This window comes from Stutzerimonas xanthomarina DSM 18231 (assembly GCF_900129835.1).
GTDB classification, from domain to species: domain Bacteria; phylum Pseudomonadota; class Gammaproteobacteria; order Pseudomonadales; family Pseudomonadaceae; genus Stutzerimonas; species Stutzerimonas xanthomarina.
The window spans coordinates 60,033-82,888 of sequence record NZ_FQXA01000004.1; the positions used below are offsets into that span (position 1 = coordinate 60,033).

The following is a 22,856-nucleotide window of genomic DNA, read 5'->3' on the forward strand; positions in this document are numbered from 1 at the left end:
TGAGGAGCTCAACATGAGAGTTTCTACGCTGTTCGAATGGAAGCGCCCCGAGATCCGGGCCCTGCATCTGACCTGGATCGCCTTCTATATCTGCTTTTTCGTCTGGTTCGGCATGGCGCCGCTGGCCTCAAGCATGCTGAAAAGCGTGAACTGGCTGACGCCCGAAGACCTCAAGCTGTTCGCCATCGCCAACGTGGCGCTGACCATCCCGGCACGCATTCTCGTCGGCATGGCGCTCGACCACTGGGGGCCGCGCCGGGTGTTCTCGGTGCTGCTGGTGACGATGGCGGCGCCCGCGCTGTTCTTCGCCTTTGGTGATAGCCGCACCCAGCTATTGGTGTCGCGGCTAATCCTCGGCTCCATCGGCGCCAGCTTCGTGGTTGGCATCCATATGACGGCCATGTGGTTCAAGCCCAAGGACATCGGTTTCGCCGAAGGTTTCTACGCCGGCTGGGGCAACTTCGGTTCCGCAGCGGCGGCCATGAGCCTGCCGGCCATCGCCATCCACGCCTTCGGTGGCCCGGAAGGCTGGCGCTGGGCGATCGCCAGCTCGGCGATCGTCATGGCCGTCTACGGCGTGTACTACTGGTTCGCGCTCACCGACGGCCCGGCCGGCACCATCCACCGCAAGCCGCACAAGGCCAGCGCGCTGGAAGTCAGCACCTGGGCCGACATGATCAAACTGATCGTCTGGACCATCCCCATGGTCGGCGTGCTGGGCATCCTCGTCTGGCGCATCGAGGGGCTGGGTTACCTGGGTGCGACCGGCGCGGCGATCTGCTACGCGGTGATCGCGCTGGTGGTGATCTTCCAGGTGGTGCAGATCCTGCGGGTCAACATACCGATCCTGAAGAAAGGTGTGCCGGAAGACGACAAGTACCCCTTCAATACCGTGGCTGCGCTGAACTCCACCTACTTCGCCAACTTCGGTGCGGAGCTGGCCGTGGTGTCGATGCTGCCGATGTTCTTCGAGCTGACCTGGGGCCTGACTCCGACCACCGCGGGCATCATCGCTGCCTCGTTCGCCTTCGTGAACCTGGTGGCACGGCCCATGGGCGGGCTGGTCTCCGACCGCTTCGGCAACCGCCGCTTCGTCATGCTGACGTACATGCTCGGCATCGCCGTCGGATTCCTGCTAATGGGCCTGATGAACGCCGAGTGGCCCCTGATGGTGGCCGTCGCCATCACCGTGCTGTGCTCGATGTTCGTGCAGGGTGCCGAGGGCGCGACCTTCGGCATCATCCCCTCGATCAAGCGCCGGGTTACCGGGCAGATCTCCGGCATGGCCGGGGCCTACGGCAACGTCGGTGCCGTCTGCTACCTGACCCTCTACACCTTCGTGACCCCCTCGCAATTCTTCATGGTGATCGCCGCCGGTGCGTTCGTCAGCTACGGGCTCTGCCTGCTGTGGCTGAAGGAGCCCGAGGGGGCGTTCTCCGACGAGTACTACGTGTCCAGCGTCGACCGCGAACTGGAGGCCCGCCAGAAACTTGCGTCCTGACGTTGCACCGATAAATGCGCCAGCCACCTTGGCTGGCGCCAGCCGAGATTGATAAGCCGACCGGTCGGGCCAGTGGTTCGCAACCGGAGTGAGGAGAGAAACCAATGAGCCACTTGCTCGATCAACTGCGCTTCTTCAACAGGAAGCAAGGCGAGTTCGCCGACGGTCATGGCGAAACCCGCATCGAATCCCGCGACTGGGAGAACGTCTACCGCTCTCGTTGGCAATACGACAAGATCGTGCGCTCCACCCATGGGGTGAACTGCACCGGTTCGTGCTCCTGGAAAATCTACGTGAAGAATGGCCTGATCACCTGGGAAACCCAGCAGACCGACTACCCGCGCACCCGCAACGACCTGCCCAACCACGAGCCGCGCGGCTGCCCGCGTGGCGCCAGCTACAGCTGGTACATCTACAGCGCCAACCGCCTGAAGTACCCCAAGGTGCGCAAGCCGCTGCTGAAGCTGTGGCGTGAAGCCCGGCGCAGCATGAGCCCGGTGGAGGCCTGGGCCAGCATCGTCGAGGACAAGGCCAAGGCCGAGTCCTACAAGAGCAAGCGCGGCATGGGCGGCTTCATCCGCTCCAGCTGGGACGAAGTCAACGAGATCATCGCCGCCGCCAACGTCTATACCGTGAAGCAGTACGGCCCGGACCGTGTCATCGGTTTCTCGCCGATCCCGGCCATGTCCATGGTCAGCTACGCTGCCGGTAGCCGCTACCTGTCCCTGATCGGTGGCGTATGCCTGAGCTTCTACGACTGGTACTGCGACCTGCCGCCGGCCTCGCCACAGGTGTGGGGCGAGCAGACCGACGTGCCGGAATCGGCCGACTGGTACAACTCCAACTACATCATCGCCTGGGGCTCCAACGTCCCGCAGACCCGTACCCCGGACGCGCACTTCTTTACTGAAGTCCGCTACAAGGGCACCAAGACCGTTGCCATCACCCCGGACTACGCCGAGGTCGCCAAGCTCACCGACCTCTGGCTCAACCCCAAGCAGGGCACCGACGCCGCCCTGGCCCAGGCATTCGCCCACGTCATTTTCAAAGAGTTCCACCTCGAAACGCCGAGCGATTACTTCCGCGACTACGCCAAGCGCTACACCGACCTGCCGGTGCTGGTGCGCCTGAACGAAAAGGACGGCAGCTACATCGCCGACCGCTTCCTGCGCGCCTCGGATCTGGCCGACAACCTCGGCCAGGAGAACAACCCCGAGTGGAAGACCATCGCCGTCGACGGCACCACCGGCGAGCTGGTTTCGCCGCTGGGTTCGATCGGTTACCGCTGGGGCGAGAAGGGCAAGTGGAACATCGAAGCCCGCGAAGGCAAGGACGGCCGCGATGTCGACCTGAGCCTGACCCAGATCGATGGCGGCGAAACTGCCGAAGTTGCCTTTCCGTACTTCGGCGGCATCCTCCACGAGCACTTCCAGCACGCTGAAGGCGAAAGCATCCAGCTGCGCCGCGTGCCGGTCCGCAGCATCACCCTGGCCGACGGCAGCACCACCAAGGTTGCCACCGTGTTCGACCTGATGGCCGCCAACCTGGGTATCGACCGTGGTTTGGGTGGGGCCAACGTCGCTTCCAGCTACGACGACGCCAGCGTGCCGGGAACCCCGGCGTGGCAGGAAGTCATCACCGGCGTGGCGCGTGAGAAGGCGATCCAGATCGCCCGTGAATTCGCCGACAACGCCGACAAGACCCATGGCCGTTCCATGATCATCGTCGGTGCGGCGATGAACCACTGGTACCACATGGACATGAACTACCGCGGCCTGATCAACATGCTGATGTTGTGCGGTTGCGTGGGGCAGACCGGTGGTGGCTGGGCGCACTACGTCGGCCAGGAAAAGCTGCGTCCGCAGTGCGGCTGGCTGCCGCTGGCCTTCGGCCTCGACTGGAGCCGTCCGCCGCGCCAGATGAACGGCACCAGCTTCTTCTACAACCACAGTTCGCAATGGCGCCACGAGAAAATGAGCATTCACGAAGTGCTCTCGCCGCTGGCCGACAAGTCGCAGTTTCCCGAGCACATGCTCGACTACAACATCCGTGCCGAACGCGCCGGCTGGCTGCCGAGCGCGCCGCAGCTCAACCGTAACCCGCTGCAGATCTGCCGTGACGCCGAAGCGACCGGCATGTCGCCGGTCGACTACGTCACCCAGTCGCTCAAGGACGGCTCGCTGCGCTTCTCCTGCGAGCAGCCGGACAGCCCGGAAAACTTCCCGCGCAACATGTTCATCTGGCGCTCCAACCTGCTGGGCAGCTCGGGCAAGGGCCACGAGTACATGCTCAAGTACCTGTTGGGCACCAAGAACGGCGTGATGAACGAGGACCTCGGCAAGCGTGACGGCTTCAAGCCGCTCGAAGCCGAATGGCAGGACGACGGCGCCATCGGCAAGCTCGATCTGGTCACCACCCTCGACTTCCGCATGTCCTCGACCTGCGTGTACTCCGACATCGTCCTGCCGACCGCGACCTGGTACGAGAAGGACGACATGAACACCTCGGACATGCACCCCTTCATCCACCCGCTGTCCGCTGCCATCGACCCGGCCTGGGAAGCGCGTTCGGACTGGGAAATCTACAAGGGCATCGCCAAGTCTTTCTCGAAGATGGCCGAAGGTCATCTGGGCGTGGAGAAGGATCTGGTCACCGTGCCGCTGCTGCACGACAGCCCCGGCGAACTGGCCCAGCCGTTCGGCGGCACCGACTGGAAAACCGCTGGCGTCGATCCGCAGCCGGGCAAGAACTGCCCGAACATGACCGTGGTCGAGCGCGACTATCCGGCCACCTACAAGAAGTTCAGCTCCCTCGGTCCGCTACTCGACAAGCTCGGCAACGGCGGCAAGGGCATCAACTGGAACACCCAGGCTGAAGTCGATTTCCTCGGCGAGCTGAACTACAAGGTGCGCGAGGAGGGCGTCAGCCAAGGGCGTCCGCAGATCGAGTCGGCCATCGACGCGGCCGAGGTCATCCTCAGCCTGGCGCCGGAAACCAACGGTCACGTTGCGGTGAAGGCCTGGGCCGCGCTGTCGGAATTCACCGGCCGCGACCACAGCCACCTGGCGCTGCCCAAGGAGCACGAGGCGATCCGCTTCCGTGATATCCAGGCGCAACCGCGCAAGATCATCTCCAGCCCGACCTGGTCAGGCCTGGAAGACGAGCATGTGTCGTACAACGCCGGCTACACCAACGTCCACGAGTTCATCCCGTGGCGCACCATCACCGGCCGCCAGCAGTTCTTCCAGGATCACCCCTGGATGCAGGCCTTCGGTGAGCAGCTGATGAGCTACCGGCCGCCGATCAACACCCGCACCATCGATTACGTGAAGGGCAAGAAGAGCAACGGCAATACCGAGATCGTCCTGAACTGGATCACGCCGCACCAGAAGTGGGGTATCCACAGCACCTACTCGGACAACCTGATCATGCTCACCCTGAGCCGTGGCGGCCCGATCGTGTGGATGTCCGAAGTCGACGCCAAGAAGGGCGGCATCGAGGACAACGACTGGATCGAGTGCTTCAACGCCAACGGCGCCCTGACCGCCCGTGCGGTGGTCAGCCAGCGCGTGATGGAAGGCATGGTGATGATGTACCACGCCCAGGAACGCATCGTGAACGTGCCCGGCAGCGAGACCACCAAGACCCGCGGCGGCCACCACAACTCGGTGACCCGCGTGGTGCTCAAGCCCACCCACATGATCGGCGGCTACGCCCAGCAGGCGTACGGCTTCAACTACTACGGCACCGTGGGTTGCAACCGTGACGAGTTCGTCGTGGTACGCAAGATGGCCAAGGTCGACTGGCTCGACGGCACCAACGGTATCTCGGGCGGCAACGACCTGCCGCAACCCCTGCCGCAAGACATCTGAGGAATAGGCCATGAAGATTCGTTCACCCAAGGTGGCAGCGCATGGTCCCCGGACCATGCCCGCTCTGAAGATCAAGGCGGCGGTTGTGGAGGTTGCACAATGAAAATTCGTTCACAAGTGGGCATGGTCCTGAACCTGGACAAGTGCATCGGCTGCCACACCTGCTCGATCACCTGCAAGAACGTCTGGACCAGCCGCGAAGGCATGGAATACGCCTGGTTCAACAACGTCGAGACCAAGCCCGGCATCGGCTACCCGAAGGAATGGGAGAACCAGGACAAGTGGAAGGGCGGCTGGGTGCGCAATGGCGACGGCACCATCAACCCGCGCATCGGTGGCAAGTTCCGCGTGCTGGCGAACATCTTCGCCAACCCGGACCTGCCGACCATCGATGACTACTACGAGCCGTTCGACTTCGACTACCAGAACCTGCACACCGCGCCGATCTCCGATCACCAGCCGGTTGCTCGTCCGCGCTCGCTGATCTCCGGTCAGCGCATGGAGAAGATCGAGTGGGGCCCGAACTGGGAAGAGATTCTCGGTACCGAGTTCGCCAAGCGTCGCAAGGACAAGAACTTCGACAAGGTCCAGGCGGACATCTACGGGCAGTACGAAAACACCTTCATGATGTACCTGCCGCGCCTGTGCGAGCACTGCCTGAACCCGACCTGCGCCGCATCCTGCCCGAGCGGTGCGATCTACAAGCGCGAGGAGGACGGTATCGTCCTCATCGACCAGGAGAAGTGCCGCGGCTGGCGCATGTGCATCAGCGGCTGCCCGTACAAGAAGATCTACTTCAACTGGAAGAGCGGCAAATCCGAGAAGTGCATCTTCTGCTTCCCGCGCATCGAGGCCGGCATGCCGACCGTCTGCGCCGAGACCTGCGTGGGCCGCATCCGCTACCTCGGCGTGCTGCTGTACGACGCCGACCGCATCCATGAAGTGGCCAGCACCGTCAACGAGCAGGACCTGTACGCCAAGCAGCTGGAGATCTTCCTCGATCCGTTCGATCCGAAGGTCATCGAGCAGGCGCTCAACGACGGCGTACCGATGTCGGTGATCGAAGCCGCGCAGAAGTCGCCGGTCTACAAGATGGCGGTGGACTGGAAGCTGGCGCTGCCGCTGCACCCGGAATACCGCACGCTGCCGATGGTGTGGTACGTGCCGCCGCTGTCGCCGATCCAGAACGCCGCCAGCGCCGGTCACGTCAGCATGGACGGCGTACTGCCGGACGTCGACAGCCTGCGCATCCCGCTGCGTTACCTGGCCAACCTGCTCACTGCAGGCGACGAGGAGCCGGTCAAGCTGGCGCTCAAGCGCATGCTCGCCATGCGCGCCTACAAGCGCGCCGAGCAGGTCGATGGCGTGCAGGACCTCAAGGTGCTGGAGAGTGTCGGTCTGTCGGTGGCCCAGGTGGAGGACATGTACCGCTACTTGGCCATCGCCAACTACGAAGACCGCTACGTGATCCCGACCGCGCACCGTGAAGAGGCCATGAGCGACGCCTTCGCCGAGCGCTCCGGTTGCGGCTTCAGTTTCGGCAACGGCTGCTCGGGCGCCTCGGACACCAACATGTTCGGTGCCAAGAAGGCCAACCGCCGCGACATCATCAAGACCGTCCAGCTGTGGGAGGACTGAGCCATGCGCATCCTTAAAGTGATATCCCTGCTGCTGGACTACCCCGACCAGCATCTGCGCGACGGCCATGCCGAACTGGCTCAGGCCATCGGCGCGGCCCGCGAGATCAGCCCGGAGCAGCGCATCGCGCTGCGCCGCCTGCTCGACGAGCTGACCGAAGACGACCTGATGGACGTGCAGGAGCGCTACACGGACCTGTTCGACCGCGGTCGTTCACTGTCGCTGCTGTTGTTCGAACACGTGCATGGCGAGTCCCGCGACCGCGGCCAGGCCATGGTTGACCTGATGGCTCAGTACACCGAGGCCGGTTTCGACATCGGTGTACGCGAGCTGCCGGACTACATCCCGCTGTACCTCGAATATCTCGCCACCCGCGACGACCTCGAGGCCCGCGAGGGGCTGGCCGACGTGTCGCACCTGCTCGCCCTGCTGGCGGCGCGTCTGCAGGAGCGCGAAAGCCCGCATGCGGCGTGCTTCCGTGCACTGCTGCAGATCGCCGGCGAGCCGGTGCAGGAAGCCCTGGCCGGCCTGCAGGAGCAGGTCGCCGCCGAGGAACGCGACGACTCGCTGGAAGCGCTGGACAAGATCTGGGAGGAGGAACAGGTCAATTTCCTCCAGGCCGAGCAGCAGGATCGCTGCCCATCCATGCCGAGCGGTCCGGGCAAGGCTCGCGAGGAAAGCCCGGTGCCGCTGCACTGGACCGATTTCAAGCATGACGGGCAGGCCGCCGCGCTCGCTCAGGAGGTGCGCAATGTCTAACTTCAATTTCCTGCTGTTCGGGGTCTACCCCTACATCGCCCTGGCCATCTGCCTGATCGGCAGCTGGGCACGCTTCGATCTGTCGCAATACAGCTGGAAGGCTGGCTCCAGCCAGATGCTGTCGAACAACCGCATGCGCCTGGCGAGCAACCTGTTCCACATCGGCATCATCTTCATTCTGGCCGGACACTTCGTCGGCCTGCTGATGCCCGAGGCGCTGTATCACTCGTTCATCACCAGCGGTCAGAAGCAGATCGTGGCGATGGTGTCCGGCGGCTTCTTCGGCATCCTCTGCCTGATCGGCCTGGTGATGCTGATTCATCGTCGGATGACCGACGCGCGCGTGCGTGCCACCTCCAACACCAGCGACATCATGATCCTCTTCGTGCTGCTGGCGCAGCTGGTGCTCGGGCTGCTGACCATCGTCGCCTCCACCGGCCATCTGAACGGTTCGGTGATGGTGCTGCTGGGCACCTGGGCGCAGAGCCTGGTTACCCTGCAGCCGGTCAAGGCCGCAGGCGCCATCGAAACGGTCGGCATCATCTACAAGCTGCACGTGTTTCTCGGCGTGACCCTGTTCGTGCTGTTCCCCTTCACCCGTCTGGTGCACATCGTCAGCGCACCGGTGTGGTACCTGGGGCGGCGCTACCAGATTGTCCGTCAGAAGGGCGTCAAACCGACCATTCCGCGCCCGCAACGCCCGCGTACCTATGAAGCACCCGCCCGCGAAACATCCGCGCCGACGGCTGTGCCCGGTTACGCCACGGCTAAGAACAAGACGCCGGCGTGATGGCTCGGCGGCTGGCGCATTCTGCGTCAGCCGTCCTGGCTGAATCGACCAAACGTTCAAACGGCTTTATCGAGGTAATCATCATGGGTTGTGGATGTGGTGGAAGCACAGGCGGAGGCGGCTGCGGTGGCGGCGCGCGTCCGGAGATCGAAGTGCCGGTAGAGGCCCCGCTGTTCGAGGCGCTGGCAAATGAAGTTCATACCCATACTGCCGCTGAGCAGGCGTCCGGCGAACCCTCGCTGATCGCCAGCAGCGAACAGGAATGGCCGCGGGTGCGGGTCAATGGGGTGGCGATCGCCGCTCAGGCCATTGCTCAGGAACTGCAGTATCACCCGGCCGAAAGCCGCGATGAGGCCGTCTACCTGGCGACCCAGGCGCTGGTGCTGCGTGAGCTGTTGCAGCAGCGCATCGGCGAGCTGGGGCTGATGGTGCGAGCCGAGGCTGGCGAGAGCGAGGAGGAGGCGGCCACCCGCACCCTGATCGAGCAGGAAGTGCCGCTGCCGCTGGCGGACGAGGCGGCCTGCCGGCAGTACTACAGCGGCAATCAGCAGCGCTTCTTCAGCGCGCCGTTGCTGGCCGCGCGACACATTCTGCTGGCCTGCCCGGCGGATGATGCCGAGGCGCGCAGCCTGGCTCGCGAACAGGCGCTGCAGTTGATCGGCCAACTGCAGGCCGCCCCGCAACGCTTCGCCGAGCTGGCGCTGCAGCATTCGGCCTGCCCGTCGAAGGCGCAGGGCGGTGCGCTGGGCCAGATCAGCAAGGGTCAGACGGTGCCGGAGTTCGAGCGCCAGCTGTTCCGTCTGCCGGTAGGCCTGTGCCAGCAACCGCTGGAGAGCCGCTACGGCTACCACCTGGTGTTCGTCGACCAGCGCATCGAAGGCGAGCAGCTGCCCTACGAGGTGGTCGCCGGTTCGATTCGTGCCGAGCTCAACCAGCGCGTCTGGCAGATCGGCGTCAGCCAGTACCTGCAGAATCTGGTGGGTGCGGCGAACATCGAAGGCATCCTCATGCAGGGCGCGGAAACGCCACTGATGCAGTAACGGAGACGTAGGGTGGATGACGCTTCACCCATCCACCTTTGCGGGCTGGAGGTGGCTGGAAGCGGCGGCACTCGCACCACCCCACCGGGTCGCGCCACCGTGCGGGCCAATGGTGGATGAAAAAAGCGTCATCCACCCTACGAGGCTTCAGAGGTGTTACCGATGACTCAACTACGCGATGCCCACAACCGCCAGATCGACTACCTGCGCATGTCGGTGACCGACCGTTGCGACTTCCGCTGCGTCTACTGCATGGCCGAGGACATGACCTTCCTGCCGCGCCAGCAGGTGCTCGGTCTGGAGGAGTTGGAGCGCATCGCGCGCATTTTCGTCGGCCTGGGGGTGAAGAAGATTCGCCTCACCGGCGGCGAGCCGCTGGTACGCCAGGGCATCGTCGGTCTCTGCGAGCGCATCGCGGCCTTGCCCGGCCTGCGCGAACTGGTGATGACCACCAATGGCTCGCAGCTGGTCAAGCTTGCAGCACCCTTGGCGCGCGCCGGGGTCAAGCGGCTGAACATCAGCCTGGATAGCCTGGATGCCGCCAAATTCCACGCCATCACCCGCACCGGTCAGCTGCAGCAGGTGCTCGACGGCATCGAGGCGGCGCGCGATGCCGGCTTCGAGCGGATCAAGCTCAACGCCGTGGTGATGAAGGGCCGCAACGCCGAGGAAGTCGCCGACTTGGTGGACTTCGCCATCGCCAGCGGGCTGGACCTGAGCTTCATCGAGGAAATGCCGCTGGGCGACGTAGGTCGTTCGCGCGGCGAGAGCTTCTGCTCCAGCGACGAGGTGAAGGCGCTGATCGCCGAGCGGCACACGCTGATCGATTCGGCCGAGCAGAGCGGCGGCCCGGCGCGTTACGTGCGCCTGCCGGAGCATCCGCAGACGCGCATCGGCTTCATCTCGCCGCATTCGCACAACTTCTGCGCCACCTGCAACCGCGTGCGGCTGACGGTGGAAGGGCGCCTGCTGCTGTGCCTGGGCCACGAGAACTCCATCGACCTGCGTGCGTTGCTGCGCCGTCATCCGACCAGCGCCCAGCCGGTGATCGATGCGATTCACGCCGCGTTGCAGCGCAAGCCGTTGCGTCACGAATTCTCCAGTGGCGGTGAGGTCCAGGTATTGCGCTTCATGAACGCCAGCGGTGGTTGAGCCAATGCCCCATGGGCTACGAGTCGACCGCTTAATTCGCTACCATCGGCCGGTATTGCCGGCTTGACTCACATGCCAGGTGCCACAGTCGGGCCTTATCGCAGAAACCGCTCGTGACATCGCCTGCAACGCTCACGGCACCACTCAGCGCGCGCATACCTCCAAAGGGGAATGGGTTCGCATACGGCACGGTGCAGCCTGTGCACACATATTCAAAGGAGTTTCGAGCCATGGCTCATCTGTCCAACACCGATTTCCAGCCCCTGAGCATCGCGGTGCTTACGGTGAGCGACACCCGCAACATCGATTCCGATACCTCCGGCCAGGCGCTGATCGATGGGCTGCAGAGCGCCGGCCATACCTTGGCCGAGCGGGCCATCGTCAAGGACGATATCTGGCAGATCCGCGCCCGCGTCTGCAGCTGGATCGCCAGCGAGAACGTGCAGGTGGTGCTGATCACCGGCGGCACCGGTTTCACCGCCCGCGACAACACTCCGCAAGCGGTGCAGCCGCTGCTCGACAAAGATGTCGACGGCTTCGGCGAGCTGTTCCGCTACGTTTCACTGGGCGAGATCGGCACCTCCACCGTGCAGTCCCGCGCGCTGGCCGGCATGAGCAACGGCACGCTGGTCTGCTGTCTGCCCGGTTCGACCAATGCGTGCCGCACCGCCTGGAACAAGATCCTCGTCGAGCAGCTGGACAGCCGTACCAAGCCCTGCAATTTCGTGCCGCACCTCAAGGCTAGCGCGGTCGAATACTGCGGGCCACGCTCATGAGCGCCTGTGGCTGCGACACCAGTGGCCTGAAGCCGGTCGACGAGGCCATTGCCGAACTGCTGGCGCGGGTGCCCGCGCTGCCGCCGGTCGAACATGTGGCGCTGCCCGATGCCCTTGGTCGGGTGCTGGCCGAATCCCTCGATGCACCCTTCCCGGTGCCGGCCTGGGACAACAGCGCGATGGACGGCTACGCCCTGCGTGCCGCTGACCTACCCGCCGAAGGCGGCTGGCTGCCGCTGGCCGGGCGCATTGCCGCCGGTGATGCGGCCGACCAGCAACTGCCTGCCGGCCACGCCGTGCGCATCTTCACCGGCGCGCCGCTGCCGCCGGGCGCCGATACCGTGGTGGCGCAGGAGGATTGCCAGATCGAGGCCGATCGCGTGCATTTCCCCGGGGTGACCCCGGGCGCCCATGTGCGTCGGCAGGGCGAAGAAGTGAAGGCCGGTGAGGCCGTGCTGCAGGCCGGCAAGCGCTTGCGCCCGCAGGAAATCGGATTGCTGGCGAGCTTCGGCGTCGCCCGCGTGGCGGTCTATCGGCGGCTGCGCATCGGTCTGCTCTCCAGCGGTAACGAACTGCGTGAGCCCGGCGAGCCGTTGGCGCCGGGGCAGATCTACAACTCCAACCGTTACTGCCTGCTCAGCGTGCTGCGTAGCCTCGGGATGGAAGTGCACGATTACGAAATCCTGGTCGACGAACTGGCCGCCAGCCGTGACGCCCTGGCGCTGGCCGCTTCCGAATGGGACATGTTGCTCACCTCTGGTGGCGTCTCGGTCGGCGAGGAGGATCACCTCAAACAGGCCATTCGCGAACTCGGCGAGCTGCACATGTGGCGCCTGGCAATTCAGCCCGGCAAGCCGCTGGCCTTCGGCGAGGTCAATGGCAAGCCGTGGATCGGCCTACCGGGCAATCCAGCTGCGGCGCTGATCACCTCGCTGGTGGTGGCGCGGCCGTTCCTGCTCCGTGCCCAGGGCTGCACCGATGTGCTGCCCAAACCGCTGCGGCTGACCGCCGGCTTCGCCTGGCGCAAGCCGAACAACCGCCGCCAGTACCTGCGCGCACGGCTAGAGCAGGGCGATGGCGAGATGCGCGTGTGCCTGCACCCGCGCCAGGGCTCGGCGATGCTGACCTCAGCGAGCTGGGCCGAAGGCCTGGCCATCGTCGAGCGCAACCGCACGCTGGAAGAGGGTGAGACGGTGGAGTATCTGCCGTTCAGCGAACTGCTCGGCTGACCCATGAAAACGCCCGGTCGATGATGAGTCGACCGGGCGTTGTCGTGTCTGCGCCTCAGGCCTGGTGGCGCTGCGGCAGCATCCGTCGAAGGACGTCGTCGCGGCGAACGTAGTGGTGAAACAGCGCGGCTGCAGCATGTAGCCCGATCAGCCAGTAGCCGAGCACGGCCACGGTTTCGTGAACTTCCTTGATATCACCGGCGAAGGCCTTGTCCGGGCCCAGCAGAGCGGGTAATTCAAGACCGAAGAACGGAATGGGTTTGCCAGCGGCGCTCAGTGTCAGCCAGCCCAACAGCGGCAGCCCGATCATCAGCGCGTAGAGTGCCAGGTGCGCCAGCTTGGCTAGCCGTTGCTCCCAGGCTGCGCTGGCAATGGCGAGCGGCGCCGGGCGCAGCCATCTGGCCAGCAAACGCAGCCAGACCAGCATGAACACCGACAAGCCGAGCATGAAGTGCCACTGCTTGAGCAGTTCTCGCGGCTCGCTGCCCTTGGCGAAATTACCCTTTAGTTCAATCGTTGCGTAGACCGCTGCAATCAGCAGCACCATCAGCCAGTGCAAGCCAATGGACAGCCGTCCGTAGCGTACTGGCATCAGTTTCTCGTTCATTTCACCTACTCCGCATGTGGATACTTGCCGCCGAGTCTAGGCCTCGAAACTTAAGCGAAGCTTATCCGGGCAAGCGTCGCGACGATTCGACGCGGCGCCGCTGCCCTGCATGCGTAAAGACGGGCAGTGGCGGCGTTTACGGGTTGCGTCGATGGAATGTCGCGCGGCGCGTAGGGGCTGGCCTTGGTTTTGGGGCAGGCTCAGATACGGGGAATACGCACAACCGCGCGTAATCCACCCAGCGCCGAGTCGAGCAGTTCGACAGTCGCGCCGTGCAGCTCGGCGATGCGCGCGACAATCGACAGGCCGAGCCCCGCGCCCTGGCCATCACCGAGGCGAACGAAGCGTTCGAACAGTTGCGCACGCAGCTCGGGCGCAATGCCGGGCCCGCTGTCCGCAACCTCGAGGAACAAGTTCTCGGCGGTGCTGCGCAGCTGTACCTCGATGCGCCCGCCCGTGGGCGTGTAGGCCAGCGCGTTCCCGACCAGGTTCTGCAACAGGGTGGCCAGGCTCGCTGCATCGCCGGTCAGAGAGCAGTCACTATGCTCATCGACGTCCAGCGTGAGTTCCTGTTTGCGGGCGATGGCCAGTGGCGTCAACTCGGCGAGGGTGTCGCGTGTCAGCCGGCGCATGTCCAGCGGTGCCAGGCGCAGTTGCTGGGCGCTGGGTTCCAGTCGGGCGAGGGTCAGCAGCTGAGTGACGACGCGTGTTGTACGGTCGACGCCGGTGACGAGCTGCCTGAGGGCTTCGTCACGGTCTGCCTCGCTGCCGGCCTGTTGCGCGTTCTGGGCGTGAATGCGCAGCACTGCCAGCGGTGTGCGCAATTCATGGGCCGCATCGGCGATGAAGCGTTTTTCCCGCTCGACCAGTTGATTGACCTGCTGCAACAGTCGATTGAGCGAGGCGGCCACCGGCTCCAACTCCTGCGGCAGCGGCGCCAGCAGCAGCGGTGCGAGGTTATCCGGGGCGCGACTCTTCAGAAGCTGCGCCATGTGCGCCAGCGGCCGCAGACCCCAGCCCACCGCCAGCCAGATCAGCAGCGCCAGCAGCGGCAGGCCGATGAGGTCGGGCAGCAGGCTGCGCCGGGCGATCTTGCCGACCAGCTCGCCGCGTACGTCGCCGCGCTCGCTGAGCAGAATCCACAGATCGTCCTCGCGGTCGTGCAGCAGGAACAGCCGCCAGGCATGGCCGTCGAGCTGCACGTCGTGATAGCCGCCGCTCAGATGGCTGAAGGGTGACGCGGAGTCAGCGCCGGCCAGCCGCTGCAAGGCGCCGTGCGGCGCGCCGGCTGACTGCAGCAGGCTGCTGCCATCCGTGGCGTAGACCTGAAAGCCCAGCTTGGTTTCGTAGTCGTGCCCGGGCACGCCCTGATCGCGCCGCGCATTCACCGCGGCGTCCAGCGCCTGCTGCAGCGCATTGCGGGCCTGCGGGTTCATGTCGCGCATCACCAGCCCCTGCACCAGTCGAGCACTGTGCGCCAGTTGGGCGTCGAACAGCTCCTCGATTTCGTGGCGGGCATCGCGATAACTGCGCCAGGAGATCAGGCTCAGTGACAGCAGCAGAATGCCAAGCACCAGCACCAGGGTGCGGTTGCGGATCGAGCGCCTCAGCATTTGTCCACCAGATAGCCGACCCCACGCACGGTGCGGATCAGCTCGGGAAAGAACTTCTTGCGCAGGTGATGGATATGCACCTCCAGCGCGTTGCTCTCGACTTCCTCGTCCCAGCCGTAGAGCACCTGCTGCAGCCGATCGCGGGTCAGCACCCGACCAGGCTGGGCGATCAGCTCGTGGAGCAGGACGAATTCCTTGCGCGGCAGGTTGATCGGCGCGCCCTGGTAGCTGACCTGCTGGTTCACCGGGTCGAGCAGAATGCCGCGGTACTCCAGAGTCGGCTCCGGGCGATTGAAGCTGCGCCGGAGCAGAGCGCGCAGGCGGGCCTTGAGTTCGGCGACGTCGAACGGCTTGACCAGGTAGTCGTCGGCGCCTGCATCCAGCCCGGCGATGCGATCGCTGGTGGCATCGCGCGCGGTCAGTACCAGCACCGGGATCGGGTTGGCGCTGGCGCGCAGGCGCTTGAGTACTTCCAGACCGTCCATCCGCGGCAGACCGAGGTCGAGGATGGCCAGCTCGAAGCTCTCGTGGCTCAGCGCATGCAGCGCGCTGGCGCCGTCCTGCAGCCAGTCCACCGTGTAGCCCTCGGGTTTGAGTGCGGTGCGGATGCCCTCGCCGAGGGCGCGATCGTCTTCTACCAGCAGAATGCGCATGTCGTTCCTGTCGTCTTTGGTGCTCGCGGCGTTGTTGTGCATTCAACGCCGCCGCAACCGGTTATTCCAGCTTTTCCTTGACCTGCGCGAGCAGCGCCTGGGCTTCCTCGCGGCGGCCGGTGTCGGCGAGTTCGCGGCCGGGGCGTGCCGGCGCGGCGAGTGCTTTTTCCAGCGCCGTGCGCGCTTCGCCATAGCGCTTCTGGCGCAGCAGAAAGTCACCGTGGAAATAGTTCGGGTCGATGCCGTTCGGATTCAGCGCCAGTGCCTGCTGGAACAGCGCCTCGGCCTTGTCCTCGTCACCGAAGCCGATCGGCCAGCCGGGCACCTGGTAGTAGAGGCTGGCCAGACTGGTATAGGCCGAGCCGTCGAGTGCCTGCGCGTCGAACTCGATGGCTTTTTCCAGTTCCGTCTTGGCCTGCTTGACCAGGCCCAGCGCGCCGAGCCCGCCCTTGGCACCAGCCCAGGTGCTGAGCACGATGCCGTGCCAGATGTGTAACTCGGCGGCCTGCGGTTCGCCGACGACCGCGCTTTCGGCCTCCGAGGCAAGACGGGCGAAGGCCGCCTGGCGCTGTGCCGCCGGCAGCTGGTAGTTGATCTCCGCCCAGCGCGTCTGGATCTGGCGCAGCGACGATTCACCGGCCGGGCTGAGCGCGAAGGAGGGTTGACTGGCCAACGCCAGCAGGACGCTGCACAGAGCAAGCAGACGCTTCATGGGTGTTCTCCGGTAGAGGTGGTATGGGACGAGGGCGGCCGCGGCTGGTCGGCGCCGGCGAAGCGCTTGATCACCGGCAACTGCATTCGCAGAGCCTGGTCGACCAGCCGTGGCAGCAGGCCGTTGAGGCGCACGAAGAGTTTTTCCGGCCAGCCGAGGTAAAGCTCTTCGCGCTCGGTGGCAATGGCATGGACGATCTGTCGGGCGACTTCTTGCGGATCGTCCATCTCCACCTTCAGCGCGTCGTTCATGCCACCACGTCGGCACTGTTCATCGCCGTGCGGGTGGCGCGTGGCGCGATGTAGAGCACCTTGACGTGACTGTCGGCCAGCTCGCGGCGCAGCGCTTCGGAAAAGCCGCGCAGGGCGAACTTGCTGGCGCAATAAGCGGCAAAACCCGGGTAGCCGATGGAGCCGAAGGTCGAGCCAAGGTTGACCAGCAGCGCCTGCGGTTGCTGGCGCAGCAGCGGCAGCAGCAGGTGGGTCAGCGGTGACGTTGACGCCGATCAGCCGGGCGATGGCGTCCTCGTTCTGCTGTTCGAGCAGGCTGAACTGGTTGATCCCGGCGGCGTTGATCACGCAGTTGAGGCCGCCGAAACGCCGCGCTGCATCGAGTACCGTGTGCCGTCCGCTGCGCTGGCTGAGGTCGGCGAGGACCAGGCTGACTTGCTCCGGGTAGCGGCGGGCGAGGGCTTCCAGCGGGAGGCTGTCACGACCGACTAGCAGCAGTCGGGCACCGTCGGCGCAGAGCCGCTCGACCAGCCCCTGGCCAATGCCGCCGCTGGCGCCGGTCAGCAGGATGCGCGCGTCACGCAGTTGCATGGTCGTGCTCCGGCGCGCTCAGGCTGCGGAAGATGTCGCCGTAGAGGCGGTAGACGACGCGAGCGGTGTGCACCACGGCAGCCTTGTCGTCCTCGTCGTCGAGGCGGTTCATCAGCCTCTTGAAGAATTCGATGTGCTCCAGATCCAGGCTGCCGTGGGAGGTCAGGTAGCTGAACGCCTTGGCCGGCAGGCCGAGCTTGTCCTGCAGCACGCCGGCGGCCTGGGTCGCCAGGGCGATGCTGGTGCCCTCCAGCACGTTGACCATGCCGAAGAAAATCGCCGGATTGTGCCGCGCGATGCGGTCGTAGACGTAGGCGACCATCAGCTCAGTGGGCAGTGCCGGCTGGCCATGGCGCACCGCCTCGGCATCGCCGCCACAGGCGCGGATGTCGTTGAGGATCCATTCCTGATGGCCTATCTCTTCCTCGATGTACTCCGCGATGGCCTCGCGCAGCCATTCCAGCCGCTCCGGCAGGCGCGCGCCGCAGGCCATCAGCAGCGGTACCGTGTGCTTGACGTGGTGGTAGGCCTGAGTCAGGAAGGCGATGTACTGCGCGCGGGTCGCGGTGCCGGCGAGCGCTGCGTGGATGATCGGCGCGCCAAGCAGGTATTCGCGCTCGGCATTGGTCTGGTGTTGCAGCTGGTCGAAGAAATCCATGATGAACCTCGAAAGTCAGGACGGAAGGGCGTTGATCGCCGATTGGTAATGGTTGAAGAGGGCGTTGCGACGCAGCCGGCCGTTGGCGGTGGCCAGGCCGTTACCGGCGGTGAAGGGCTCGGCGGCGCGCAGCCAGTGGTGCACGCGGGCGTAGTCCGGCAAGCCGGCGTTGACCCGCTCGACTGCCGCCTGCAGCTCGGCATCGCTGCAATCGCCGCGTCTGGGCACCAGCACGGCGGCGTTCTGTGCCAGTGCCTCGCCATGCAGCCAGGCCTGGGCGATGGGGGCCTGCTGCACCAGCTCCGCCTCGACCCATTCCGGGTTGACATTGCGCCCGTAGGCGGTGACGAACTGGTGCTTCTTGCGCCCGTGCAGGATCAGGAAGCCGTCCTCGAAGTGGCCGAGGTCGCCGGTCGGCAGCCACTCGCCGACCTGCGGAGGTTCGCCGAGGTAGCCGAGCATATGCGGGCCGCGCACCAGTACCTCGCCATCGTCGGCCAAGCGCAGCTCGACGTGCGGCAGTGGCTGGCCGACCGTGCCGATGCGCCGTGCATCGGGTGTGTTCAGGCAGACCACCGAGGCGCACTCGGACAGGCCGTAGCCCTCGAACACCGGCAGGCCGAGCCGCTCGGCGCGCTCCAACAGCTGCGGCGCGACGCGACCGCCACCCACCGCGATAAAGCGCAGCGAATCCGGCAGCGGTACGCCCTGTTCAGCGGCGCTGACCAGCGCCAGCAACAGCTGCGGCAGCAGGATCAGGCTGTGCGGCTGGCTTGCCTGCAGCGTGGCGAGCAGGCGCGGCAGCTCGAAGCCCGCCGCGCCGCCGAAGCCGATCTCCGCCAGCGGGCGCAGCTCGACCCGCGCGCCCGCCAGCAGCGGCGCATAGAGCCCGGCGATGTTTTCCAGCAGGGTGGCCAGCGGCAGCACGCAGAGGTGCTGGCGAACATCACAGGGCCGGCTGGCCTGCCGCAGGCTCTCGGCCACCGCCAGCTGCGCTTCGGCATCCAGGCAGACGCCCTTGGGCTGGCCGGTGGTGCCGGAGGTGTAGGTGATCGTCAGCGTTCCGGCCGGTACCGACGCTGCGGCATCCGACGGGCGCTGCAGCAGGCCATTGGCGGTCTGCTGGAAGCCGCAGCGCTCGCTAAGCGCGCTCGGCCCGCCGATCAGGCAGTCGATGCCGGCGTGCTGCAGCACGTGCTCCTGCTGCGCCGGGGAAAAGAATCCCGGCAGCGGCACGCAGACCAGCCCGGCGCGCAGCAGGGCCAGATCCCACAATGCCCATTCCAGGCCGTTGTCCAGCGCCAGGGCGACGCGCTGCACGCCGAGCCGTTGCAGATGGCTGGCGCGCGCGGCCACCTCATGGCGCAGTTCGGCGTAGCTCAGTTGGCGCGGCCCTTCGCTCAGCGCGATGCCGGCGTGCTGGTCGAGTGTCGTCCAGAAGCGTTCAGCTGCAGGCTGCATGGGGCGCCTCCGTGGTGTCGAAAAGCGGCTGATAGCCGAGCCGCGCATACACGCCGAGCTGCTGCAAGCGCTGGTGGCCGGGCAGGATCTCGCCGGCCATCAGCTGCGGGCGGCTGGCGTAGTAGCTGCCCCAGTCGGCGAGCTCATCGCCCATGCGCGCCGGATCGGCCAGGCCCAGCGGCAGCGGATCGAGCGCGAGGCGCTGGAAGCTGTTAAGCAGTGCCGGCGTGCCGGTGAACACCACCCAGCGAAAACCCTGGGCGACCAGCAGATCGGTCAGCGCGACAATCAGCAGGCGCGCCGAGGCGTTGCCGAACGCAGCCAGGTTGCCGACCTCGACGATCTCCTCGCGCGGCACCGTACGCCCATGGCGCTGGCTCACGGCCTGCTCGATGGGGTCGTCCAGATAACGCTCGAGAAACAGCGGCCGACGCTGGGCGCTGCGCAGACCAACCGCGCCCTGCGCCTCGCCGTTCTCGTGGTGCAGACCGAGCAAGCAGGGCATGAAGTGCCGCACCCGTGCCTGATAGTGCTCGGCGAACCGTTGGTGGATGAAGCGTTCCAGTGCTGCGCGCCGCTCGCCTGCATCGGCCTGCGCCAGTTGCAGGGTCAGCGCCGGCTCACGGCCAATGCGTGCCAGTACGTCAGTTTGATCAACCCAGGGCAGTTCCATCGGGGAACCTCGGTTAGAAGCCTGGGGCGATTGTTGGGCGGCAAACTTAAGGCAGCCTTAAGCCGCACGGCGCTAAATGCGCGGCTGGTGAGGCGACGTTTTTTTCACATCGTCTCGGCTATGTTCTGCGCCGCGCGCAGGCGTAATAAGCAGCGTCTGCCGTTCCGAAACTTCTAGCGAGTACCCCAGCGATGCGCATCCTGGTCATCGAAGACAACCGTGACATTCTTGCCAACGTGCTGGATTACCTCGCGCTCAAGGGCTACGTGGTCGACTGCGCGCAGGATGGCCTCAGCGGTCTGCACCTCGCCGCCACGCAGGACTACGACCTGATCGTGCTGGACCTGATGCTGCCGGGCATCGACGGCCTGCAGGTGTGCAAGCGTTTGCGTGACGATGCTGGGCGCAACACGCCGATCATCATGCTCACCGCCCGCGATGCGCTGCCTGACCGCATCAAGGGGCTGCAGGCCGGTGCCGACGACTATCTGATCAAGCCCTTCGCGCTGTCCGAGCTGGTTGCCCGTATCGAGGCGATCCTGCGTCGCTGCCATGGATCGCGTCGCCGGCAGCTGCAGGTGGCCAATCTCTGCTACGACCTGGACACCCTGGAAGCCAGTCGTGGTGGCCAGCCGATTCGCCTCAACCCTATCGGCCACAAGCTGCTAGCGATCCTCATGCAGCGCAGCCCGGCGGTGGTGCGCCGCGAAGCGCTGGAAGATGCCGTCTGGGGTGATCACGTGCCGGACAGCGATGCGTTGCGCAGCCATATCCACCAGTTGCGCCAGGTGCTCGACAAGCCGTTCGCCAAGCCGTTGCTGCATACCGTGCACGGCCTTGGTTTCCGCCTGGCGGAGGACTGCGATGCTCGCTAAGCAGCCGCTGGCGCGGCGGATCGTCATCGCCTTCACGCTGATGACGCTGGTGGTGAGCGGTGCGTTCGCCCTCGGCATCGTCGGCGTCGTGCACTTCATCGAAGAGCAGCTGGTCACCGAGGAGCTGAGTCGCGACCTGGACATCGTGCTCAACGAGGACCTGCCAAAGGGACGGGCACCGCAGCTGGATACCAGCACCCACTTCTTCGCCTCGCATCTGCCCGAGCACCCGATGCCAAAGGCGTTTGCCGGGCTCGGCGAGGGGTTCACCGAGCTGGTTCGCGGTGACGATGCCTACTACGTCTATGTGCGTAATGTCGGCGCTGACCGCTACGTGCTGGTGCAGGAGCAGCACGAGTTCGAGGCCCGTGAAGATGCGCTGTTCAACGTCGTGCTGGCCGGCTTTCTGCTCAGCGTGCTCGGCGCCTGGGCGCTGGGGCGGCTGATGGCCAACCGGGTGTTGGCGCCGGTCAGTCGCCTGGCCAACCAGGTGCGCCACCGCGACCAGCTGCATCCGCTGGCGCCGCCGCTGGCCCTGCAGTATCCCGATGACGAGGTCGGCCATCTGGCCGCGGCGTTCGACAGCACCCTCGGCCAGCTGCGCCAGACCCTGGAGCGCGAGCGGCTATTCACCGCCGATGTCAGCCATGAACTGCGCACCCCGTTGATGGTGGTGCTCGGCGCCTGCGAGCTGCTCGAGCAGCAGGCCGAGCTGTCGCCAGCTGCGCAGCGACCGCTGGCGCGCATCCAGCGCGCCGCGCGGGAAATGCACGAGCTGGTGGAAACCTTCCTGATGCTGGCGCGGGCGCGTCCGCAACAGACGTCCTTGGCCGGCGACGCCAGCTTGCGGAGCGTGGCGACCGAGCAGAGCGAGCGCTGGGCACCGTTGCTGGCGGAGAAGGGCCTGGCCTTCGAGCTGCTGGAGGAGGGCGAGGACCGCGGCGTCTACAACCACACCCTGCTCGGCACGGTGATGTCTAACCTGCTGCGCAACGCACTGCATTACACCGACCGCGGCACGGTGCGGCTGGTCCTCGACGAAGGTGGCTTTCGCGTCGAGGACAGCGGCGTGGGCATTCCCCTGGCGGAGCAGGAGCGCATGTTCCAGCCGTTCGTGCGGGGTGCCGAGGGGCGCGGCGAAGGGCTGGGGCTGGGGTTGTCGCTGGTCAAGCGGATCTGCGCGCACCAGGGCTGGCAGGTAGGTGTGGTGCCGCGGCAACCGCAGGGCAGCTGTTTTCAGGTGCGCTTTCATGACGGCGCGGTTTGATGTTTTTTTCACATCCCGTTGACGTGCCCTTGATGTCTGCTTGGTTAGTTTGGCGTTCCGTTTCCAACCGGAATGCCCGCCATGACGACATCGAGCCCTATCGAACTGGAGTTCTCGCGCAAGTACGATCGCCAGCACGCCTACGAATACCTGCACAAGCATCAGGATGGCCTGGCCCGGCGGCTGTCGCACTGGCGTGACGAGCAGATGGCGCGCCGCGCACTGAAGATCGCCGGCGATCCTGATCTGGTGCTGGACCTGCCGTGCGGCGCCGGGCGCTTCTGGCCGCTGCTGGCCGAGCACCCAAGCCGGATGATCTTTGCCGCCGACAACTCCGCCGACATGCTGGCGATCGCCGAATCGGCGCATTCGCTGGAAGTGCTCAAGCGGGTCGAGACCTTTCAGACCTCCGCCTTCGCCATCGACATGGGTGACAACGCGGTAGACAACATCTTCTGCATGCGCCTACTGCACCACATCGCCGACCCTGAGCACCGGCTGGCGATGCTGCGTGAGTTCCACCGCGTCACCCGTGACACGCTGATCGTCTCGCTGTGGGTCGATGGCAACTACAAGGCCTGGAAGCGCAAGCGCCTGGAGCGCCGCCGGCCGGCGAAGGACAACCAGAACCGCTTCGTCGTCGCCCGTTCGGTGATCGAGGCGGAGTTCGCCGAGGCCGGCTTCGACATCCTCGACCGTAATGACTTTCTCCCGGGCTACGCCATGTGGCGGGTCTACGTGCTGCGCAAGCGGGGCTGA

At 65.6% G+C, this 22,856-nt stretch carries 20 protein-coding genes; 12 read left to right on the plus strand and 8 right to left on the minus strand.

Annotated elements, in window-relative coordinates:
- The first annotated feature begins 13 nt into the window (after positions 1-13).
- The 9 genes from BUE09_RS11310 (at position 14) to BUE09_RS11350 (ending at position 12,757) form a co-directional block, all read left to right on the plus strand.
- Positions 14-1,501, plus strand: coding sequence for an MFS transporter (locus BUE09_RS11310; protein ID WP_073301079.1), 1,488 nt, complete (start codon positions 14-16; stop codon positions 1,499-1,501).
- Between the two features lie 104 nt (positions 1,502-1,605).
- Positions 1,606-5,373 (plus strand): nitrate reductase subunit alpha, encoded by a 3,768-nt coding sequence (locus BUE09_RS11315; protein ID WP_073301080.1) that lies wholly within the window; start codon positions 1,606-1,608, stop codon positions 5,371-5,373.
- Positions 5,374-5,472: 99 nt separating this feature from the next.
- Positions 5,473-7,011 (plus strand): nitrate reductase subunit beta, encoded by a 1,539-nt coding sequence (gene narH, locus BUE09_RS11320; protein WP_073301081.1) that lies wholly within the window; start codon positions 5,473-5,475, stop codon positions 7,009-7,011.
- Positions 7,012-7,014: 3 nt separating this feature from the next.
- Entirely contained in the window at positions 7,015-7,770 is a 756-nt protein-coding gene (gene narJ / locus BUE09_RS11325) for a nitrate reductase molybdenum cofactor assembly chaperone (protein WP_073301082.1), read from the plus strand.
- On the plus strand, positions 7,763-8,560 hold the full coding sequence (gene narI, locus BUE09_RS11330; protein WP_073301083.1) for a respiratory nitrate reductase subunit gamma: 798 nt from the start codon (positions 7,763-7,765) through the stop codon (positions 8,558-8,560). The genes narJ and narI overlap by 8 nt, the downstream gene beginning before the upstream one ends.
- 83 nt (positions 8,561-8,643) lie before the next feature.
- Positions 8,644-9,600, plus strand: coding sequence for a peptidylprolyl isomerase (locus BUE09_RS11335; protein WP_073301429.1), 957 nt, complete (start codon positions 8,644-8,646; stop codon positions 9,598-9,600).
- Positions 9,601-9,762: 162 nt separating this feature from the next.
- Positions 9,763-10,752, plus strand: coding sequence for a GTP 3',8-cyclase MoaA (moaA, locus tag BUE09_RS11340; RefSeq protein ID WP_073301084.1), 990 nt, complete (start codon positions 9,763-9,765; stop codon positions 10,750-10,752).
- Positions 10,753-10,982: 230 nt separating this feature from the next.
- Positions 10,983-11,528: a molybdenum cofactor biosynthesis protein B gene (gene moaB, locus BUE09_RS11345; protein WP_073301085.1), complete on the plus strand. Its 546-nt coding sequence runs from the start codon at positions 10,983-10,985 to the stop codon at positions 11,526-11,528.
- On the plus strand, positions 11,525-12,757 hold the full coding sequence (locus BUE09_RS11350) for a molybdopterin molybdotransferase MoeA (protein WP_073301086.1): 1,233 nt from the start codon (positions 11,525-11,527) through the stop codon (positions 12,755-12,757). The genes moaB and BUE09_RS11350 overlap by 4 nt, the downstream gene beginning before the upstream one ends.
- A 55-nt stretch (positions 12,758-12,812) precedes the next feature.
- On the opposite strand, the gene BUE09_RS11355 is transcribed toward BUE09_RS11350, so the two are convergent.
- The 8 genes from BUE09_RS11355 to BUE09_RS11390 form a co-directional block, all read right to left on the minus strand.
- Positions 12,813-13,364, minus strand: a complete 552-nt coding sequence (locus BUE09_RS11355) for a cytochrome b (RefSeq protein ID WP_073301087.1) — start codon at positions 13,362-13,364, stop codon at positions 12,813-12,815.
- Between the two features lie 200 nt (positions 13,365-13,564).
- Positions 13,565-14,977: an ATP-binding protein gene (locus BUE09_RS11360; RefSeq protein ID WP_073301088.1), complete on the minus strand. Its 1,413-nt coding sequence runs from the start codon at positions 14,975-14,977 to the stop codon at positions 13,565-13,567.
- Positions 14,971-15,630, minus strand: a complete 660-nt coding sequence (locus BUE09_RS11365; protein ID WP_073301430.1) for a response regulator — start codon at positions 15,628-15,630, stop codon at positions 14,971-14,973. The genes BUE09_RS11360 and BUE09_RS11365 overlap by 7 nt, the downstream gene beginning before the upstream one ends.
- Before the next feature lie 61 nt (positions 15,631-15,691).
- Positions 15,692-16,342 carry a tetratricopeptide repeat protein gene (locus BUE09_RS11370; protein WP_073301089.1) on the minus strand — a complete coding sequence of 217 codons (651 nt, stop codon included), beginning with the start codon at positions 16,340-16,342 and terminating at the stop codon, positions 15,692-15,694.
- Positions 16,339-17,163 (minus strand): SDR family NAD(P)-dependent oxidoreductase, encoded by an 825-nt coding sequence (locus tag BUE09_RS20855; RefSeq protein WP_425274900.1) that lies wholly within the window; start codon positions 17,161-17,163, stop codon positions 16,339-16,341. Before BUE09_RS20855 ends, BUE09_RS11370 begins: the two co-directional genes overlap by 4 nt.
- Positions 17,150-17,821, minus strand: coding sequence for an iron-containing redox enzyme family protein (locus BUE09_RS11380; protein WP_073301090.1), 672 nt, complete (start codon positions 17,819-17,821; stop codon positions 17,150-17,152). The genes BUE09_RS20855 and BUE09_RS11380 overlap by 14 nt, the downstream gene beginning before the upstream one ends.
- Before the next feature lie 15 nt (positions 17,822-17,836).
- Positions 17,837-19,282: an AMP-binding protein gene (locus BUE09_RS11385; RefSeq protein WP_073301091.1), complete on the minus strand. Its 1,446-nt coding sequence runs from the start codon at positions 19,280-19,282 to the stop codon at positions 17,837-17,839.
- Entirely contained in the window at positions 19,266-19,955 is a 690-nt protein-coding gene (locus BUE09_RS11390) for a thermostable hemolysin (RefSeq protein WP_073301092.1), read from the minus strand. Before BUE09_RS11390 ends, BUE09_RS11385 begins: the two co-directional genes overlap by 17 nt.
- A gap of 191 nt (positions 19,956-20,146) precedes the next feature.
- Between BUE09_RS11390 and BUE09_RS11395 the strand changes: the two genes are divergently transcribed.
- From BUE09_RS11395 to BUE09_RS11405, 3 genes are all read left to right on the plus strand, one after another.
- The gene (locus BUE09_RS11395; protein ID WP_073301093.1) at positions 20,147-20,830 is read left to right on the plus strand and encodes a response regulator transcription factor; all 684 of its coding nucleotides are present in this window, start codon (positions 20,147-20,149) and stop codon (positions 20,828-20,830) included.
- Positions 20,820-22,097 carry a sensor histidine kinase gene (locus BUE09_RS11400; RefSeq protein WP_073301094.1) on the plus strand — a complete coding sequence of 426 codons (1,278 nt, stop codon included), beginning with the start codon at positions 20,820-20,822 and terminating at the stop codon, positions 22,095-22,097. The genes BUE09_RS11395 and BUE09_RS11400 overlap by 11 nt, the downstream gene beginning before the upstream one ends.
- 81 nt (positions 22,098-22,178) lie before the next feature.
- Positions 22,179-22,856 (plus strand): class I SAM-dependent methyltransferase, encoded by a 678-nt coding sequence (locus BUE09_RS11405; protein WP_073301095.1) that lies wholly within the window; start codon positions 22,179-22,181, stop codon positions 22,854-22,856.

What these genes read in the sequence shown, in the direction of transcription:
- BUE09_RS11310 (WP_073301079.1), top strand. Translation starts at nt 14, where the DNA reads ATGAGAGTTTCTACGCTGTTCGAATGGAAGCGCCCCGAGATCCGGGCC.
- BUE09_RS11315 (WP_073301080.1), top strand. Translation starts at nt 1,606, where the DNA reads ATGAGCCACTTGCTCGATCAACTGCGCTTCTTCAACAGGAAGCAAGGC.
- narH (WP_073301081.1), top strand. Translation starts at nt 5,473, where the DNA reads ATGAAAATTCGTTCACAAGTGGGCATGGTCCTGAACCTGGACAAGTGC.
- narJ (WP_073301082.1), top strand. Translation starts at nt 7,015, where the DNA reads ATGCGCATCCTTAAAGTGATATCCCTGCTGCTGGACTACCCCGACCAG.
- narI (WP_073301083.1), top strand. Translation starts at nt 7,763, where the DNA reads ATGTCTAACTTCAATTTCCTGCTGTTCGGGGTCTACCCCTACATCGCC.
- BUE09_RS11335 (WP_073301429.1), top strand. Translation starts at nt 8,644, where the DNA reads ATGGGTTGTGGATGTGGTGGAAGCACAGGCGGAGGCGGCTGCGGTGGC.
- moaA (WP_073301084.1), top strand. Translation starts at nt 9,763, where the DNA reads ATGACTCAACTACGCGATGCCCACAACCGCCAGATCGACTACCTGCGC.
- moaB (WP_073301085.1), top strand. Translation starts at nt 10,983, where the DNA reads ATGGCTCATCTGTCCAACACCGATTTCCAGCCCCTGAGCATCGCGGTG.
- BUE09_RS11350 (WP_073301086.1), top strand. Translation starts at nt 11,525, where the DNA reads ATGAGCGCCTGTGGCTGCGACACCAGTGGCCTGAAGCCGGTCGACGAG.
- BUE09_RS11355 (WP_073301087.1), bottom strand. Translation starts at nt 13,364, where the DNA reads ATGAACGAGAAACTGATGCCAGTACGCTACGGACGGCTGTCCATTGGC.
- BUE09_RS11360 (WP_073301088.1), bottom strand. Translation starts at nt 14,977, where the DNA reads ATGCTGAGGCGCTCGATCCGCAACCGCACCCTGGTGCTGGTGCTTGGC.
- BUE09_RS11365 (WP_073301430.1), bottom strand. Translation starts at nt 15,630, where the DNA reads ATGCGCATTCTGCTGGTAGAAGACGATCGCGCCCTCGGCGAGGGCATC.
- BUE09_RS11370 (WP_073301089.1), bottom strand. Translation starts at nt 16,342, where the DNA reads ATGAAGCGTCTGCTTGCTCTGTGCAGCGTCCTGCTGGCGTTGGCCAGT.
- BUE09_RS20855 (WP_425274900.1), bottom strand. Translation starts at nt 17,163, where the DNA reads ATGCAACTGCGTGACGCGCGCATCCTGCTGACCGGCGCCAGCGGCGGC.
- BUE09_RS11380 (WP_073301090.1), bottom strand. Translation starts at nt 17,821, where the DNA reads ATGGATTTCTTCGACCAGCTGCAACACCAGACCAATGCCGAGCGCGAA.
- BUE09_RS11385 (WP_073301091.1), bottom strand. Translation starts at nt 19,282, where the DNA reads ATGCAGCCTGCAGCTGAACGCTTCTGGACGACACTCGACCAGCACGCC.
- BUE09_RS11390 (WP_073301092.1), bottom strand. Translation starts at nt 19,955, where the DNA reads ATGGAACTGCCCTGGGTTGATCAAACTGACGTACTGGCACGCATTGGC.
- BUE09_RS11395 (WP_073301093.1), top strand. Translation starts at nt 20,147, where the DNA reads ATGCGCATCCTGGTCATCGAAGACAACCGTGACATTCTTGCCAACGTG.
- BUE09_RS11400 (WP_073301094.1), top strand. Translation starts at nt 20,820, where the DNA reads ATGCTCGCTAAGCAGCCGCTGGCGCGGCGGATCGTCATCGCCTTCACG.
- BUE09_RS11405 (WP_073301095.1), top strand. Translation starts at nt 22,179, where the DNA reads ATGACGACATCGAGCCCTATCGAACTGGAGTTCTCGCGCAAGTACGAT.